General features: G+C 60.5%; 14 protein-coding genes. 11 read left to right on the forward strand and 3 right to left on the reverse strand.

Annotated elements, in window-relative coordinates; all coding sequences use genetic code 11:
- Window positions 1–12: 12 nt before the first annotated feature.
- Window positions 13–1,134, reverse strand: a complete 1,122-nt coding sequence (locus IB243_RS04265) for a saccharopine dehydrogenase family protein (protein ID WP_192425198.1) — start codon at window positions 1,132–1,134, stop codon at window positions 13–15.
- Between the two features lie 170 nt (window positions 1,135–1,304).
- Here IB243_RS04265 and IB243_RS04270 point away from each other — a divergent pair, with 170 nt between their 5' ends.
- On the forward strand, window positions 1,305–1,757 hold the full coding sequence (locus tag IB243_RS04270) for an Lrp/AsnC family transcriptional regulator (protein WP_010458880.1): 453 nt from the start codon (window positions 1,305–1,307) through the stop codon (window positions 1,755–1,757).
- Window positions 1,758–1,856: 99 nt separating this feature from the next.
- On the opposite strand, the gene IB243_RS04275 is transcribed toward IB243_RS04270, so the two are convergent.
- On the reverse strand, window positions 1,857–2,444 hold the full coding sequence (locus tag IB243_RS04275) for a lysophospholipid acyltransferase family protein (protein WP_192425200.1): 588 nt from the start codon (window positions 2,442–2,444) through the stop codon (window positions 1,857–1,859).
- Between the two features lie 359 nt (window positions 2,445–2,803).
- On the opposite strand from IB243_RS04275, the gene dusA reads away from it, so the two are divergent.
- On the forward strand, window positions 2,804–3,835 hold the full coding sequence (gene dusA, locus IB243_RS04280) for a tRNA dihydrouridine(20/20a) synthase DusA (protein WP_370540310.1): 1,032 nt from the start codon (window positions 2,804–2,806) through the stop codon (window positions 3,833–3,835).
- A gap of 35 nt (window positions 3,836–3,870) precedes the next feature.
- The gene (locus IB243_RS04285) at window positions 3,871–4,434 is read left to right on the forward strand and encodes a GNAT family N-acetyltransferase (protein ID WP_192425204.1); all 564 of its coding nucleotides are present in this window, start codon (window positions 3,871–3,873) and stop codon (window positions 4,432–4,434) included.
- 38 nt (window positions 4,435–4,472) lie between these two features.
- Here IB243_RS04285 and IB243_RS04290 read toward each other — a convergent pair whose 3' ends face one another.
- A complete protein-coding gene (locus IB243_RS04290) occupies window positions 4,473–7,277 on the reverse strand; it encodes an EAL domain-containing protein (protein WP_192425206.1) in 2,805 nt (934 codons plus the stop codon).
- Window positions 7,278–7,508: 231 nt separating this feature from the next.
- On the opposite strand from IB243_RS04290, the gene IB243_RS04295 reads away from it, so the two are divergent.
- The 8 genes from IB243_RS04295 (at window position 7,509) to IB243_RS04330 (ending at window position 16,613) form a co-directional block, all read left to right on the forward strand.
- The gene (locus IB243_RS04295) at window positions 7,509–8,600 is read left to right on the forward strand and encodes a GTP pyrophosphokinase family protein (RefSeq protein WP_192425208.1); all 1,092 of its coding nucleotides are present in this window, start codon (window positions 7,509–7,511) and stop codon (window positions 8,598–8,600) included.
- Between the two features lie 205 nt (window positions 8,601–8,805).
- Window positions 8,806–10,437 (forward strand): polyhydroxyalkanoate depolymerase, encoded by a 1,632-nt coding sequence (locus IB243_RS04300; RefSeq protein ID WP_192425210.1) that lies wholly within the window; start codon window positions 8,806–8,808, stop codon window positions 10,435–10,437.
- Between the two features lie 71 nt (window positions 10,438–10,508).
- Window positions 10,509–11,156 (forward strand): RnfABCDGE type electron transport complex subunit B, encoded by a 648-nt coding sequence (locus tag IB243_RS04305; protein WP_255509264.1) that lies wholly within the window; start codon window positions 10,509–10,511, stop codon window positions 11,154–11,156.
- A gap of 327 nt (window positions 11,157–11,483) precedes the next feature.
- On the forward strand, window positions 11,484–12,281 hold the full coding sequence (locus IB243_RS04310) for an ABC transporter permease (RefSeq protein ID WP_225584694.1): 798 nt from the start codon (window positions 11,484–11,486) through the stop codon (window positions 12,279–12,281).
- A gap of 3 nt (window positions 12,282–12,284) precedes the next feature.
- Complete coding sequence (locus IB243_RS04315; protein ID WP_192425214.1) at window positions 12,285–13,598, forward strand: ABC transporter ATP-binding protein; 1,314 nt, start codon at window positions 12,285–12,287, stop codon at window positions 13,596–13,598.
- Window positions 13,599–13,636: 38 nt separating this feature from the next.
- The gene (locus IB243_RS04320) at window positions 13,637–14,698 is read left to right on the forward strand and encodes a glycosyltransferase family 2 protein (protein WP_192425216.1); all 1,062 of its coding nucleotides are present in this window, start codon (window positions 13,637–13,639) and stop codon (window positions 14,696–14,698) included.
- Between the two features lie 171 nt (window positions 14,699–14,869).
- Complete coding sequence (locus IB243_RS04325) at window positions 14,870–15,862, forward strand: GDP-L-fucose synthase (protein WP_192425218.1); 993 nt, start codon at window positions 14,870–14,872, stop codon at window positions 15,860–15,862.
- A complete protein-coding gene (locus IB243_RS04330) occupies window positions 15,855–16,613 on the forward strand; it encodes a glycosyltransferase family 2 protein (RefSeq protein WP_225584695.1) in 759 nt (252 codons plus the stop codon). The genes IB243_RS04325 and IB243_RS04330 overlap by 8 nt, the downstream gene beginning before the upstream one ends.
- Window positions 16,614–16,638: the final 25 nt, after the last annotated feature.

Genomic DNA, 16,638 nt, shown 5'->3' on the forward strand with positions numbered 1-16,638 from the left:
CGGGGTGTCAAGTCAAAGCACCAGCTCGCCCTCTCCCGCATACACCACCCCAAACCGGTTCGCCACAAAATCCGCCAGCCCCACCGCCTCCTGCCCCACAAACCCCTGCTGCGGCAACTGCCCCTGTGCCACCAGATCCAGCGCCGTGCAGATGCCTGCGGCCGTGGTGAGCTGGATGGCGCTCAGCGTGTGCCCGGCCACTTGCGTGCCCACGATATGGGCCGAGTACGAGTCCTGCACCAGCCGCCCGCCCTTGAGGCCTGATGCGGTGGCAAACACCACGATCACGTCCTGGTCCGTGGTGGGGATGGCGGTTTCGAGAATGTCCTTGAGCAGATCGCGCCGGTCGCGCAGGCGCAGGTCGTTAAGCAGCAGCTTGAGGATGGCGTTGTGGCCCGGGTAGCGAATGGACTGGTAGTCCACCTGCCGCGCCTTGCCTGCCAACGTTTCTGTCAGCGTGCCCAGCCCGCCCGAGGTGTTGAAGGCCTCGTACTCCACGCCGTCCAGCGCAAAGGTTTCCAGCCCCTCCAGCGCAGGCACCGTGGTGCGCACGCCGTCCACAATGGCTTCGCAGGGGTTGCAGTACTCGTTGATGAGGCCCTCGGTACTCCAGGTCAGGTTGTAGCGCAGGGCACCCTGTGGGTAGCGGGGCAGCGCCCCCACGCGCATGCGCAGCGTGTGCAGCGTGTCAAAACGCCGGGCCAGGTCATTGCCCACGATGCCGATGAAGCCCGGGGCGAGGCCACATTGCGGCATGAGCACGCTGCGGGCGTTGGCGGCCAGGGCGCGGATGGCCTGGGTGCTGGCCACGTCTTCGGTCAGGTCAAAGTAATGCACTCCCGCTGCGACGCAAAGCGTCGCAACCGGCACAGCGCGGTGAAACGGCAGTGCATTGAGCACGGCAAAACGGCCGTCGATAGCGGCCTGCAAGCTCGCATCGTCGGTGGCCAACTGGGTAGATACGCCCAGAGCCGCCACTTCGGCCAGGCGTGCAGGGTCGCGGTCCACCACCAGGGTGTCGTAGTCGCCGGCCTGCTGCAGCAGCAGTGCCATGGCAAAGCCGATGTGGCCTGCGCCCAGGATGGTGATGGCGCGGCGAACAGTCCTGTGGGATTGGGTGGAAAAGGTGGTCATGGCGGCGCTCCCGGTAGTGCTCACTGCGTGCAGCGGTGATAGGTGTTGTAGATGCCTTGATGCTAGGCAATGATGCTGTCAATGTGTAGCACCTATAGCGTCGAAAACCGCTCTTTGTCTCGCCACAACGGCGAATATGATGGCCGTTATGACTTTTTGAGGAATTGCCCATGACCCAGGCCCTGGACGACACCGACCGCCAACTGCTGAGCCTGCTGCAGGCCAACGCCCGCGAGGGCACGGCACAGCTGGCGCGCAAGCTGGGACTGGCCCGCACCACCGTGGTGGCGCGCATCGCACGGCTGGAGCGCTCGGGCGTGGTCGCTGGATATGGGGTGCGGCTGGGCGCCCGGCTCGACGCCACCACCGTGCGCGCTTGGTGTTCCATCAGCGTGTTGCCCAAAACTGCGCCCGCCGTGCTGCGCGCGCTAGAGGCCATGGCCGAGGTCGAAGAGGTGTCTGCCGTGAGCGGGCCGTTTGACTACCTGGTGTTCTTGCGCTGCACGAGCCATGAGCAGCTTGATGCGCTGCTCGACAAGGTGGGGCAACTCGACGGCGTGCACCAGACCCAGACCAGCATCGTGCTCAGCCGCAAGATTGACCGGCGCAGTGTGGGTGCATGAGGACGGGTTGCGCCCCGCATTCACTCCACTTTTTATAGCTATTAGCGCTTGAGGGATAAGCGCCAGAGGCCAATCTAATTCAAATTTCGATCGCCAGTATCAGGCCTCGAACTGCTTCGGGTTTTTCCCTTGGATCGGCGCATAAAACGCCTTGATGCGCACCATGTCGCTGTCCAGGTCGCCCGTGGGCTCGAACACCGGGCCCAGGCCGCCCACCTTGCGGCCGTAGTCCACAAAGGCCAGCACGATGGGTACGCCCGCCTGCTGGGCGATGAAATAGAAGCCCGTCTTCCAATGCCGCGTCTTGCCGCGTGTGCCTTCGGGCGGCACGATGAGCTGCATGGGCCCGTCCGCATCCCGCATGGCCTGGGCGGAGCTGGCCACCAGGTTGTTCGCCTGCTCCCGATTCACCGGAATGCCGCCCAGCCAGCGCATCACCCCGCCAAACGGCGCACGGAACAGGCTCTGCTTGCCCATCCAGTACACCCGCAGGCGCAGCGAAAACGCCAGCATCAGCGTGTACGGCAGGTCCCAGTTGCTGGTGTGCGGGGCGGCGATCAGCACGCTTTTGGTGGCGTGGGCGGGCAAGGCGCCTTCCACCGTCCAGCCCGTCAGGCGCAAGGTGGCGCGCGACAAGGCGCGCAGCAAGGTGTTGACAACCGGCGTGTCAAAAATCGTGTGGTGCATGGGGGATACAGCGGCAGACAGGGCCCGCAGGACGCGGCAGCACGACCGGCCACATCGGCATCGGGTCGCACATCAGAAAAGCGCCGCGAGTATCGCCGATGCCGCCTTGGCCCTGCCTTGCGGCAGGACAAGGGCTGGCGCCATTCCCAGAACGAGCACACTGCTTTACTATTATTTTTATAGCTATCAGTGCTTATCCATCAAGCGGAAGGGCTTATTTTCCCCCATATCCACAGACTGGCGCAGCTTGTGGGTCGATGGGATAATCGGGCCCTCCTCCCCTGTAGCCTCGTGGCGGGCCCGACCAGGGCGCGCCGCTGCAGCCCGTACTTGTCTTTCGTTTGCCCCTTTTGCCTGCTGTGGAATCCCCCGTTTTGAGCCCCTGGCGCATGTCCGTCGCCCCGATGATGGACTGGACCGACCGCCACTGCCGTTATTTTCACCGGCTGCTGACCCGCCAGACCCTGCTGTACACCGAGATGGTGAACGCGGGTGCCATCATCCATGGCGGCACCGAACGGCACCTGCGTTTCAACGCCGAAGAGCATCCCGTGGCCCTGCAACTGGGCGGCAACGAGCCCGACAGGCTGGCCGAGGCCGCGCGCCTGGGTGCGCAGTGGGGCTACGGCGAGATCAATCTCAACTGCGGCTGCCCGAGCGACCGCGTGCAGCGTGGCGCGTTTGGTGCCAGCCTGATGAAGTCGCCCCAGTTGGTGGCCGACTGCGTGAAGGCCATGAAGGACGTGGTCGACGTGCCCGTCACGGTCAAGCACCGCATCGGCATCGACAAGGTGGAGGACTACGGCTTTGTGCGCGACTTCATCGGCACCGTGGCCGACGCCGGCTGTACCGTGTTCATCGTGCATGCGCGCAATGCCTGGCTGCAAGGTCTGAGCCCCAAGGAAAACCGCGACATCCCACCGCTGCGGTATGAAGTGGTGCACCAGCTCAAGGCCGAGTTTCCGCAATTCACCATCGCCATCAATGGCGGTATCGCGACCGATGCCGTGGTGCAGGAGCAGCTGGAGCATCTCGACGGCGTGATGATCGGCCGCGAGGCGTACCACAACCCCTGGTGGCTGGCCCGCTGGGACCAGCTCTACTACGGCGGCGCCCCCTGCCCTCTGACCCGCGAGGAGGTGGAGCTGGCAATGGTCGAATACATGGAACGTGAGGCCGCCCAGTACGGCACGCCCTGGCCCCACATTGCCCGCCATATGCTGGGCCTGCGCCACAGCCTGCCCGGCGCCCGCATCTGGCGCCAGGTCTGGAGCAACCATCTGCTCAAGGACCGCCCTGCGCGCGAGGTGCATGTGCTGGCGGTGCAGTCGTATGCCAGCGCTGCACCTGAGCCTGCGTCCGAGCAAACAGCCCAGGCCTTGCCGGTCTGACGCCGCCCTGCGGTGGCCGCCGAGGTACAGAGCAAATGCACAAGCGCGAGCAGATGCGCGTAAAACCCCCCGTGCCCGTCTCCCTGCGCGCCCCCGTAGCGGCCGATGAAGAGCGTTTTATCGCGCTGGCCCAGCGCAGCCGCGTCCTGCATGCGCCCTGGACCTCGGCGCCATCAACCCCCGAGGCGTTTGCCGCCTACCTGGCGCAAATGGACGCGCCTGCGAACCAGGGGTTTTTGGTGTGCCTGCCGGACAAGGATGGCGGTGGGGATCAGATCGCGGGAGCCTTCCATCTCTCACAGATCGTGATGGGCAACTTTCGCAGCGCCTACCTGGGCTACTACGTCTTTGCAGGCTGCGAGCGCCAAGGTGTGATGCGTGCAGGCTTGCAACAGCTGCTGCGCCACGCCTTTGGGCCATTGAAGCTGCACCGGCTGGAGGCGAACATCCAGCCCGGCAACGAAGCGTCCATCGCGCTGGTTCGAGCCTGTGGGTTTCTACAAGAAGGCTTTTCGCGCCGTTATCTCAAGATCAACGGCCGCTGGCGCGACCATGAGCGCTGGGCCATCGTGGCCGATGGGGCCACTTCGCACATCTGATCGCACGGTGTAGCCCCTCATTCAGCGCGCTCTGCGGCTCAGGGTGGTGGGGTCAATCGCCCCAGCCATACCGCCAGCGGCTCCGGCCGACCGAACAGGTAGCCCTGCAGGCATTCGCACTGGCTCTCCACCAAAAAATCCGCCTGGGCGCGTGTCTCCACGCCCTCTGCCACCACACGCAGGTGCAGATGGCGGGCCACCGAGATGATGGACTGCACGATGGCGGTGTCGCTCGGGTCGTCGGGGGTGTCATCCACAAAGCTCTTGTCGATCTTGAGCTCGTACAGTGGCAGCCGTTTGAGGTAGGCCAGGCTCGAATAGCCGGTGCCAAAGTCATCGATGGAAAACCGCACGCCCAGGCCCACAATCTCGGTCATGCGGGCAATGGTGTCATCCAGGTTTTCGATCAGCAGGCTTTCGGTCACTTCCAGGATCAGGTTGGCAGGATGGGCGCCGGTGTGGGCCAGCACATGGCGCACGCGCTCGACAAAATCGTCCTGGCGGAACTGCCGTTCGCTGACGTTGACTGACAGCGACAGCTTGCGCCCCGCAGCCTGCAAGCGCGCCAGGGTTTCGCAGGCCTGTTGGATCATCCAGTCGCCCATGCGCAGGATCAGGCCCGAGGCCTCGGCGATGGGGATGAAGCGGCTGGGCGGCACGTTGCCCCGCACGGGGTGGTCCCAGCGCATCAACAGCTCGCCGCCCACCACGGTGCCCGCAGCGTCCACCTGGTTTTGCACAAAGGCGGCCAACTGGCCCAGGGCGTGGGCTTTCTTCAGGTCCTGCTCCAGCGCCAGTCGCTCCTGCACGTCGGCCTGCATGGCCGCTTCATAAAAGCGGATGCGGTTGCGGCCCAGGTCCTTGGCGCGGTACATGGCGGTGTCGGCCTCGCGCACCAGGTCTTCCACACCCTCGCCGCGCTTGGGGAACAGCGTGATGCCAATGCTGCCCGTGGTGCTGTAGAGGTGGGTGTCGATGGTGTACGGGGCCTCCAGCGCAGTACGGATCTCTTCGGCCACCAGCAAGGCCTGGCGCCCAGCGGCCTCCATGTCGGACGCCACGTTGTGCGCCAGCACCACAAACTCGTCCCCGCCCAGGCGGGCCACGGTGTCGCCGGGGCGCAATTGCTGCGTGAGGCGGTGCGCCACCTGCATGAGCAGCGTGTCGCCCAGCGTATGCCCACGCGCGTCGTTGATCTGCTTGAAGTTGTCGAGGTCGATGTACAGCACGGCGCCGACCTGCGCCGTTTGCTGGGCGCTGAACAAAGCGTGCTCCATGCGGTCGAGCAGCATGCGCCGGTTGGGCAGGCCAGTGAGCGCGTCGAAATAGGCCAGCTGGTGCGTGCGCGCCTCGGCCCGCTTGCGCTCGGTGATGTCGCGCGAGAGCGCGATGAACCGGGGTTCGTCGCCGGGCGCAGCGCTTTCCTTGCGGGCAATGGACAGCTCGAACCAGTGTGTGGCGCCATGGAGTTCCAGGCGGTACTGGTGGCCTGCCGAATAGCCCGTGCGGTGCGCGGCCTCCAGCGCTGCATGGCAACCGGCGGCGGCTTCGGGGGGCACAACGTCTCGCAGCAGCCGTCCGAGAAGCATGTCAGGGGGCACGGCCAGCTCTTCAGAGCGTGCCGATCGGTAGTGGTGAATGCGTCCGTCCAGACCCAGCTCAAAGAGCAGGTCGGGGATGGCGTTGAGCGTGCTTTCCAGATCATCGCGCGTGGCGCGCAGCTCCGCCGTCATGTCGCGCGCCAGCGCCACAGCCCGCTCGCGCCCGGTGGCAAGCAGCCAGGTGAACCAGGCCAGCAGCAGGCTCAGCACCGAGCCCATCAGGGCCACGGGGTGGTGGCCTTCGTCCTGGAAGCGTTCGGCAAACGCTGGCTGGGGCGACATGTGCAGTACCCAGCGCCGGCCGCCCAGCTCCAGCACACGCCGGGCCTGCAAAGCCGGGGTGGCGGTTTCTGTGCCCTTCGCCGGCCGCGCAACGTTGGTGAAAAGCAGGGTCTCGGCGGCGCCAGCTTGGGTGCCGTCAGAGATCCGGAAACCGATGTCGGCATCGAACTCGCGCGACATGCCGCGGACCACGTCTTCCAGCCGAAACGGCGCCGACACCCAACCGGCCAGCCCGGTGCGCCGGCCATCCACCGTGCGCGCATCGGCGCCCGCGCCATACAGCGGCATGTACATCACCAGGCCTGGGCTGTTGTCCTGCAGAAATGTCAGCTGGCCGGACAACGCCAGCATCCCGGTGTCGCGGGCGCGGTCCAGCGCTTCCTTGGCGGGGGGAAGGGTCAGCACATCAAACCCCAGCGCCTTCAGGTTGTTGCCCTCCAGGGGCTCCATGTGGGTGATGGGGGCCAGCACCTCGCGTGCGCCTTCGGGGCGCACGGTGTATTGGGCGTACCCACGTTGGCGCATGTCATCCAGGTGCGCAGCCAGCGCGGACGCAGGCAACTGCAGGATGAGTGAAACGCCCTGCAGGCCCGGGCGCGTTTCCCGCAATTGCAGGGCGCCCACATAGGCCTGGAACTCGGCCCGGTCGATGCGCTCGGACCCTTCAAAGTACCCCTTGACCCCACGAAGCACCACCTCGTAAGTGGCCATTCGGTCCTTGAGGTTGTAGGCGATCTGGTCGGCCGCGGCCTGAAAGTTCTGCTCCCGCTTGGCGCGGGCGCCGCCTTCTTCGCTTTGCCAATAAAGAAAGGTCAATCCCAGGGTGAGCAGCCCCACCAGGGGCGGCAGCAACACGGGCAGCCACCGATGGTTGGTGGCCCCACTCCATCCATCCGGGGACGGTACGGCTCGCGCCGACTCAGCGGCTACCTCGGTCCCTTGGTGAGAATGTTGCGTCATGGCGTTCTGGGGGGTGATTCCGCTGCGGTCAGCGAAAGCCGCCACCGTGGGCGAACTCCACCATTATGAGCACCTGTCCCGCACAAAAAAGCAGTATTTGCGCACACACTTTTCACCCAGGCGCAGCGCATGGTCGGCATTGTTGGATATGCTTCCTTCGCACGTCGTCAACACTTTCCAGGAGCCTGAGCGCGGCTCCCCCCAACCACCCTCGCACACCAAAGACCTGGCATGCCATCGCTTGATTTCGACCTGGAGGAATCCCATTTCCGTGCGTTCTACGCGCAGCAGTCTGTGGCGCTGGACGCGGCCTGCGCCGCCCTTACCGACATGGTCGCCGCCGTGGTCACGCGTGCGGGCGGCGTGGAAGTCGCCAAGGTGGAGGGCCGCGTCAAGGATGCGGACGAGTGCATCCGCAAGTTTGTGCGCAAGTACCGCCCGGCACTGGAGGAAAACAACACGCCCTATGAGATCCAGAGCTACATCACCGACCTGGTCGGCGTGCGGGTGGTATGCCTGTACGAGGACGAGCTGGAGAAGATCGCGGCCATCGTGCGCGGGCACTTTGCCGTGATCGATGTCACCGACAAAGTGACGGCGGTGGAGAGCACCGAGGCCTCGTTTGGCTACAAGGGCCTGCACCTGGACCTCAAGCTCAGCACCACGGAGCGCACCCAGCCCGAGCACGCAGCCTATGCCCACCTGCCCTTCGAGCTGCAGGTGCGCACCATCATCCAGGACTCCTGGAGCGTGCTGGACCACCGGATCAAATACAAGAAGTCGATTCCCAGCGAACTCAAGCGGCGCATCAACGTGCTGTCTGCCCTGTTCGAGCTGGCCGACCGCGAGTTTCGCCAGATCCGCGACGCCACGGCCGCTGAATTGCTGCAGGCACCCGACGAAACCGCAGAGCCGCTGCCCGACCCCGCTGCCGTCGACAACCCCCAGGCCCCCAGCAAGGCGCAGGCTCCCAGCAGCGAGCTCAATGCGTTCACCTTCCTCAAGATTGCGACGCACTTCTTCAAGGATTTTGAGTTCGAGCCCTCCAAGGTGGACGGTTTTGTGGACGACATCCAGGCGTGGTCCCGTGGCATGACGCGGGCACGCTTCAATGCGCTGATGCGCGAGACCGTGGGCGTGGTCAAGCGCTACAAGCAGCACTTTGAAGAACACAACCCCCAGGCCAGCTTCAATCCGTACACGGTCATCCGCCACTGCCTGTACCTGAGTAACAAGGCTGCGTTCCGCCCCGCACTGCGCAACTCGGCCCGGGAGTCTTTCGAGGCATGGCTGCAGGAGCAGACCGAATCAAAGCTGCAATAGTTTGCTTTAAAAAGGCCCTATCGCTTATCTATATTTGATTTATTGCTATTTATTTTATAGCAACTCAATTTCCCCCTCTTGTGGGGCAAGGCACCTGCCGGCTACACCAATTTGTCGCATAGGTGACTAGGGACTGGTGGTTTTCCTCCATGCGCTTGTTACCAAGTGCTGCTATATTGCACTGCAACATAACGGAGTTTCGCCCATGCTGTATCACATCTACGAAACCCAGCGCTCCCTGATGGAGCCATTTACCGATTTCGCACAGGCTGCTGCCAAGCTGTTCAGCAACCCGATGTCGCCTTTCAGCGAAAGCCCCCTGGCGCAGCGCATGTCTGCGGGCTACGAACTGCTGTACCGCCTGGGCAAGGACTACGAAAAGCCTGCCTTCGAGATCCATTCGGTAGATGTGGACGGTGTCGGTGTGGCAGTGCACGAGCGCATCGAGGTCGACAAGCCGTTTTGCGAACTGCGCCGCTTCAAGCGGTTCTCGGACGACACCGCCACCCTGACCAAGCTCAAGGAACAGCCCGTGGTACTGATCGTGGCCCCCTTGTCGGGCCACTACGCCACCTTGCTGCGCGACACCGTGCGCACCATGCTCAAGGACCACAAGGTCTACATCACCGACTGGAAGAACGCACGGCTGGTGCCCCTGGCCGATGGCGAGTTCCACCTGGACGACTACGTGAACTATGTGCAGGAGTTCATCCGCCACCTGCAAGGCATCTACGGCAACTGCCACGTCATCAGCGTGTGCCAGCCTACGGTGCCCGTGCTGGCAGCCGTGTCCCTGATGGCGAGCCGGGGCGAAACCACACCGCTGACCATGACCATGATGGGCGGCCCCATCGACGCCCGCAAATCACCCACGTCGGTGAACAACCTGGCCACGAATCGCAGCTTCGAGTGGTTCGAGAACAATGTGATCTACCGCGTGCCCGAGAACTTCCCGGGCGCGGGGCGGCGCGTGTACCCTGGTTTCCTGCAGTACACCGGCTTTGTGGCCATGAACCCTGACCGCCACGCCAGCAGCCACTACGACTACTTCAAGGACCTGATCAAGGGCGACGATGCCAGCGTCGAGGCCCACCGCAAGTTCTATGACGAATACAACGCCGTGCTCGACATGGACGCGGACTACTACCTGGAGACCATCGAGACCGTGTTCCAGGAGTACAAGCTGGTCCACGGCACCTGGGATGTGCGCTCCCCCGACGGAAAGATCGAGCGCGTGCGCCCACAGGACATCACCACCACCGCACTATTCACGGTGGAAGGCGAACTCGACGACATCTCCGGCTCAGGCCAGACCGAAGCCGCGCATGACCTGTGCAGCGGCATCGTGCGCAAGGAGCAACGCCACCTGGAGGCCAAGGGCGCAGGCCACTATGGCATCTTCAGCGGCCGGCGCTGGCGCGAAGTGGTCTACCCCCAGGTACGCTCCTTCATCCTGCAGCACGAAAAGCCGCAGACGAAGGCGGCAGCACCTGTGATGGACACCCCGGACGACAACCCGCCTCTGCGCGCAGTCCCAAAAGCCACAGCCCCCGCCCCCAAGGCTGTGGCCAAGCCCGTCGCAAAACCCGTGGCCAAAGCAGCAGCCGTCAAACCGGAAGCTAAAACGGCCGCCAAAGTGGCCGCCAAGCCCCCAACCCAGGCGACGGCGGCTGTGGCCACCCGCTGGGTGACTCCGACACCAGCCAGCACGGGCAAAAAGCCCGCCACCGGGGCTGCCGCGCCCGCCGAGGTGGTCGCGGCCACGCCTGCGAAGGCCACCACGGTGACAGCAGCAGCCGCTTCCCGCACCCGCCGCAGTGCGGCGCGCAAGGCTTGACCGAGCCCCAGCCGCCGGTTTCTACGCCATCCGCCGCCGTGTCGACGCTTGCGGCGCGGATTGACGCAGCCTTGCCCCAAACGCAGTGCACGCGCTGCGGCTACCCGGACTGCTCCGCGTACGCCCGGGCCATTGCCAAGGACGGCGTGCCCATTAACCAGTGCCCTCCAGGAGGCGCCGAGGGCATTGCCCGCCTTGCCGCCATCACGGGGCAGGCGCCGCTGCCGCTGAGCGCTGAGCACGGCCTGGAAGCACCGCGCGCCGTGGCCTATATCGACGAAGCGTGGTGTATTGGCTGCACGCTGTGCATCAAGGCCTGTCCGACCGATGCCATCGTGGGCTCCCACAAGAAGATGCACACCGTCATCGAGCCGTATTGCACCGGCTGTGAACTGTGCATCCCGGTGTGCCCCGTGGATTGCATTGAGCTTGAGAACGTCAGCGGCAACGCCACCGGCTGGGCCGCATGGTCCGCTCCATTGGCGCTGCAGTCCCAATTGCGCTACCACGCGCACCGTGGGCGCCTGCCGCTGGAGGCCGCCGCGGACGGAGATAATGAAACCTCTCAAACAGCAGCCATCGATGCGCCAGTCTCCACTGGTGACGGCTCCGTACCCATGGGCCCCGCCGATCCCACAGCCGCTCAGGCCACCCGCCAGGCCACCATTGCAGCGGCTCTGGAGCGGGCCCGTCAGCGCCGATCCCAAGCACCGCACTAGGCGTGGCTTCTGGGAGGTTTGACTCCCGGCCCACGCCCCTCAGAGACCAGGAGACCCTGAGGCCAAGCCCTCAGGTGCAAGTTCAGAGAAGACAAACACCTCAAAATCGAGCACATTGGTGCAAATTTTCACATTCAGCCCATGTGCCCTACATGCGGGCCTCCGGGCAAGTTAATGTGCAATGCTTCAATAAGTGCCCTCCCAGAAGACAATCCTGCATGGATCTTCTCAACAATGCGCATCGCGCAATAGCCCAGTGTGGATGACCGCCCGTGCCGAAGAAAAAAATACTGCCGCACCGAGAGTTTCACAAGGGATGTGCAATCAATGCAATCTAGCCTTGCCTTCACATTGTGGCGCCACCGCAGTTTGGTCTTTGAATTGGTCAAACGCGAATTTTCCAGCAAATATCGGGGTTCTTTGGGTGGAGTCTTCTGGTCACTGGCCCACCCCCTCTTTCTGCTAGGCATCTATACCATCGCATTTGGGGTAATTCTCCAGTCCCGCTGGAACAACTCGGGCAGTGCGGTGGACTATGCGTTGATGCTGTTCGCTGGCCTGATCGTGTTCAACGCATTTTCTGAGGTCCTGAGCAAATCTCCGCTCCTGATCACCGGCAACCCCAATTTTGTGAAAAAAGTGGTTTTTCCACTGGAGCTTTTGCCCATCGTCACGGTGGCCGCTGCCTACCTGCAGGCGTTATTGGGCACGGGGATTTTGCTGGCGGGGTATGTGATCTTCGTGGGGATGCCCCGGCCCACAGTATTTCTTTTCCCGCTCGTCCTGCTGTGCTTTGCTCCCGTACTGCTCGGACTCGCATGGCTTCTCTCGGCCATTGGTGTCGCGGTGAAAGACATCGGTCAACTCACAGGCATGCTCAGCCACAGCCTTCTCTTCTTGACCCCCATTTTCTACAGCATGGATTCCGCCCCTGACGTGATCAAGAATTTGCTGATGCTGAATCCCCTGACTTTCATTGTGGAGCAGTTTCGCCTCGTACTTCTGGCGGGAGGCATGCCCTCCTTCTTGGGACTTGCCGTCTATATCGGTCTCGCCAGTGTTTTCTCATGGGCATCGCTAACGCTCTTCAGGCGCCTGCGCACCACATTTGCGGATATGGTTTGAGCAATGTCGGATATTGTCATTTCCGTGAAAAACGTCAGTAAGTGCTATCGAATATTCGACGATCAGCGCTCACGCCTCTTGCATGCACTGACCCCCAGACACACCCGAGGAATGCAGGAAATATGGGCCCTGAAGGACATTAACATTGAAGTCGCTCGAGGAGAATCGCTGGGCGTGATCGGTCGCAACGGCAGCGGGAAAAGCACATTACTGGAAATAGTGACCCAGACCCTCACGCCGACAACCGGCGAAGTGCAGGTGAATGGCCGTGTGGCGGCATTGCTGGAACTGGGTAGCGGTTTCAACCCAGAGTACACAGGACGGGAGAACGTCCTCCTGAATGGCCTGCTGATGGGTTTGGCGCGGGAAGAGGTAGAGCACCGATTCGACGATATTGCTGCGTTTGCAGACATTGGCGATGTGCTGGATCGGCAAGTCAAAACCTACTCCAGTGGCATGCTCGTACGCTTGGCCTTTGCTGTGCAGGTGGCACTGACACCCGACATATTGATCGTCGACGAGGCATTGAGCGTGGGAGACTATTTTTTCCAGCAAAAGTGCTTTGGGCACCTTCGCAAGATGCGAGAGGACGGCTTGACCCTGCTTTTTGTGTCGCACGACATGGGCACGGTGCGCGATCTCTGCAAGAGAGCCATTTATTTACGCCACGGCTCGGCTGAATTCACTGGGGACAGCGGGTCTGCAATACGGCATTATTTCAACGAGGATGCACCATCCCAGCCCGCCAATACAGCAGAAATACCCGCACCTCTCTCTTACGTCCCGGAGTCTTCTGATGTTCGATTCGCTGCAATTTTCAGTGATGCGCTGTGGTCTAGACCTCAAAACCATCCGGGCCGCCTGATTGCAGTGAGCATCCAGGATCAGAATAATAATAAAACTGAACGCACTCAAATGGGTTCTGATATATACATCAAAGTATATTATCACAGCCTTGTAGGCGATGAGGGAACGACAGTTGCATTGGCCATTAAAAATAGGTTTGATCAAGTCATCTTTGTAACCAATGCGCGCCGTCTTGGCATAGAAAACTGCGACACAGAAGACGGGCGCAACGCGGTCTTTGTGTTCAAGGTAACATTGAATATCGAGGCGGGACTTTATTCCTTGAAAATCGGAATTCATCAACCCACTGAAATCAACAAAGGTCGAGAACTTGATACCACCGGCTGGTTTGGGCCATTTCGAATTGACTGGAGCTATGAGACGGAATCAGCCCCATTTTTGGGCATGTTTGGACTTCCGGCAAGCGGCGAATTCATAGCAAGCTGCGGCGAGCAGGAATTTTATCCATAGCGACATTCACCAATACATAGAAGTCCTCATCGCGCTTGATGGGAATTCAAATAATTTTAGCAAACCGTCAATTTCCCAAGCATAAAACTGAAATCTGCAAAATAATGATAATAATTAAAATCTACCGTCAAATGCTTGGGGCTTGTCGCGCAATTTTGCATATCGCCTCGTCAGCATTTGGGTCTTCAAACCCCATTGTTCGATATATCACGACCCCCTTCATGCCGAGACTGGGCAATCTCAACCAGTATCCACCGCGGCCAATGATGCATTTGAAATTCTGCCAAAATGCAAAGCAACTTCCAACTGCACCAAAAATTTCATTGATTACACCCTCATTCAAGCAAGGCACTTTTATTGAAAAAACAATAACCAGTGTTCTTGATCAAAGATATTCAAATTTGGAATACTTCATTCAAGATGGCGGATCTCCAGATGAAACCGTTTCCATCCTGGAAAAATTCGAAGGAAAAATATCTGGATGGGTATCAGAAAAAGACACAGGGCAGTCGCAAGCGATCAACAGAGGGTTTGCCCGGACTGAGGGTGAGATCATGGCCTGGCTTAATTCTGACGACCTGCTTTTGCCGGGCGCATTGAATACGGTCGCGGATTACTTCGTGCGCCATCCAGAGGTAGATGTGGTTTATGGTGACCGACTGCTCATCGACCGGAATGGGATGGAGATTGGCCGTTGGATCATGCCTGGGCATGACAGTGTCGTGTTGTCATGGGCAGACTATATTCCGCAGGAGACACTCTTCTGGCGGCGACATATCTGGGACAAGGCTGGAGGCCAAGTCGACGAATCATTCAGGTTCGCGATGGATTGGGACTTGCTGATACGCTTTCGAGACGCTGGAGCGAAGTTTGCTCACATACCCCTTTTTCTGGGTGCCTTTCGGGTTCATGAGCACCAAAAAACCTCTGCCAATATCAACGATATTGGCCAGCAGGAAATGAATCGGATACGCGAGAAAATTCTCGGCAGAGTTCCTGACTATAAGGAGATACGAAGTGCGGTGCTTCCTTATCTGTCTAGGCACATGCTTCGAGATTTGGCGTTCCGCGTACGCCAACCTCTCAAGCGGGTGCGCTGATCTGGGTGCCCATCAAAACGGCAGTGTTTGTTCCAGTCGTTGCAGGACATCAACGCAGTGATAGGCGAATTGGACGGAGTCCAAGACCAAGGAATTGGAAATGAGAAGTGAAGCAAATTGGAAGATGACTGGACTGCTCCAATCTGGAGAAGAAGCACCGGGGTCCGGCCTATGAACGCGATCAAGTTAAGCCCAACGACCCGGTCCGAGAGGGTATATGTGGCCGGCCACTCCGGCATGGTCGGCTCAGCCATCGTGCGGGCGCTGGAGCAACGGGACAATGTCGAGATCATCACACGCACCCATGCCGAACTCGATCTGACCTGTCAGGCCGATGTGCGTTCCTTTTTCCAGGCTGAAGCACCCGCTCATGTCTATCTTGCGGCGGCCAAGGTGGGGGGCATACATGCCAACAATACCTATCCCGCAGAATTCATTTACCAAAACTTAATGATTGAGGCCAATGTCGTGCATGAGGCATGGCGTGCGGGTATTCAACGCCTGATGTTCCTGGGGTCCAGTTGCATCTATCCCAGGCTTGCGTCCCAGCCTATGGCTGAAGAGGCGCTGCTGACCGGTACTTTGGAGCCGACCAACGAACCCTACGCCGTCGCCAAGATTGCAGGCATCAAGCTGTGTGAGTCCTACAACCGGCAATATGGCACCGATTATCGCAGCGTGATGCCCACCAATCTCTATGGCCCGGGCGACAACTACCATCCAGAAAACAGCCATGTCATACCGGCACTTATCCGTCGTTTTCACGAGGCAAAATTAGCCCGATCCTCCAGTGTTGTGATCTGGGGAACTGGTGCGCCGCGACGCGAATTTCTTTATGTCGACGACATGGCAGCAGCCTGCATCCATGTCATGAATCTGGATCAATCGGTTTATAACGCCTGCACACAACCCCGGTTGTCCCACATCAATTTAGGGACTGGCGAAGACCTGCCCATTCGAGAGCTTGCCCAGTTGATCGGCGAAGTGGTGGGATACACAGGGAAGATCGAATTTGACTCCGCCAAGCCGGATGGCGCGCCGCGAAAGCTCCTGAATGTGAGCCGCTTGCAAGGATTGGGCTGGCGTGCCCAGGTTGGGCTACAGCACGGGTTGACCATGGTCTATCAGGACTACGTTTCAACGCTGCAACGTGCCAATGGATGATCCTGTGGATAAGCCTTTGGTGACGGTAGCCGTGCCCTCCTATAACCAGGGGCGCTACCTGAATGCGGCGCTGGAGTCCATATTTGCGCAAAACGTCCCGGTCGAGGTCTATGTCGCAGATGGCGGTTCCACCGACGAATCGATCGAGGTCATCCGCCGTTGGGAAACACAACTTGCGGGTTGGCGAAGTTGCAAGGATATGGGGCAATCATCGGCCATCAATGAGGCAATTGCAAAAGGAAGCGCGCCTTTTGTGTGCTGGCTCAATAGCGATGATTGGTTATTGCCAGGTGCTCTGAAAAATCTGGTCGAAGCGTTGCAATTGAACCCTGCCGCTCCAATGGTCTATGGGCGGGTGTGGAACTATGCGGAAAGTACCGGAAAAACCCGCCCTGTGCTGGTCCGACCTTTTAGCGAGTGGTGGATGGCTCAATTTTGTATTGTTTCGCAACCCGGGGCATTGATTCGCCGAACGGCATGGAATGCCGTTGGAGGCGTGGACGAGTCATTGCATATGACCATGGACTACGACCTTTGGTGGCGCCTCTACAAAATATTGGGGCCATTGAAATTTGTGGATTCCTTTGTCGCAACCAACCGTGAGCACGATGCCACAAAGACCAGCACTCGGCGCAAGGAGCATTATCGGGAGGCCATGGGCGTAGTGCGTCGACATTATGGTCGATTGCCCCTAAAGTGGTGGATCGCCCAACCATACTCGGTTTGGTATCGATCCATGATGAAACACTGATTTCAAATTAGTTTCGACACCATAA

This window comes from Acidovorax sp. ACV01, assembly GCF_014851495.1.
GTDB lineage: Bacteria > Pseudomonadota > Gammaproteobacteria > Burkholderiales > Burkholderiaceae_C > Acidovorax > Acidovorax radicis.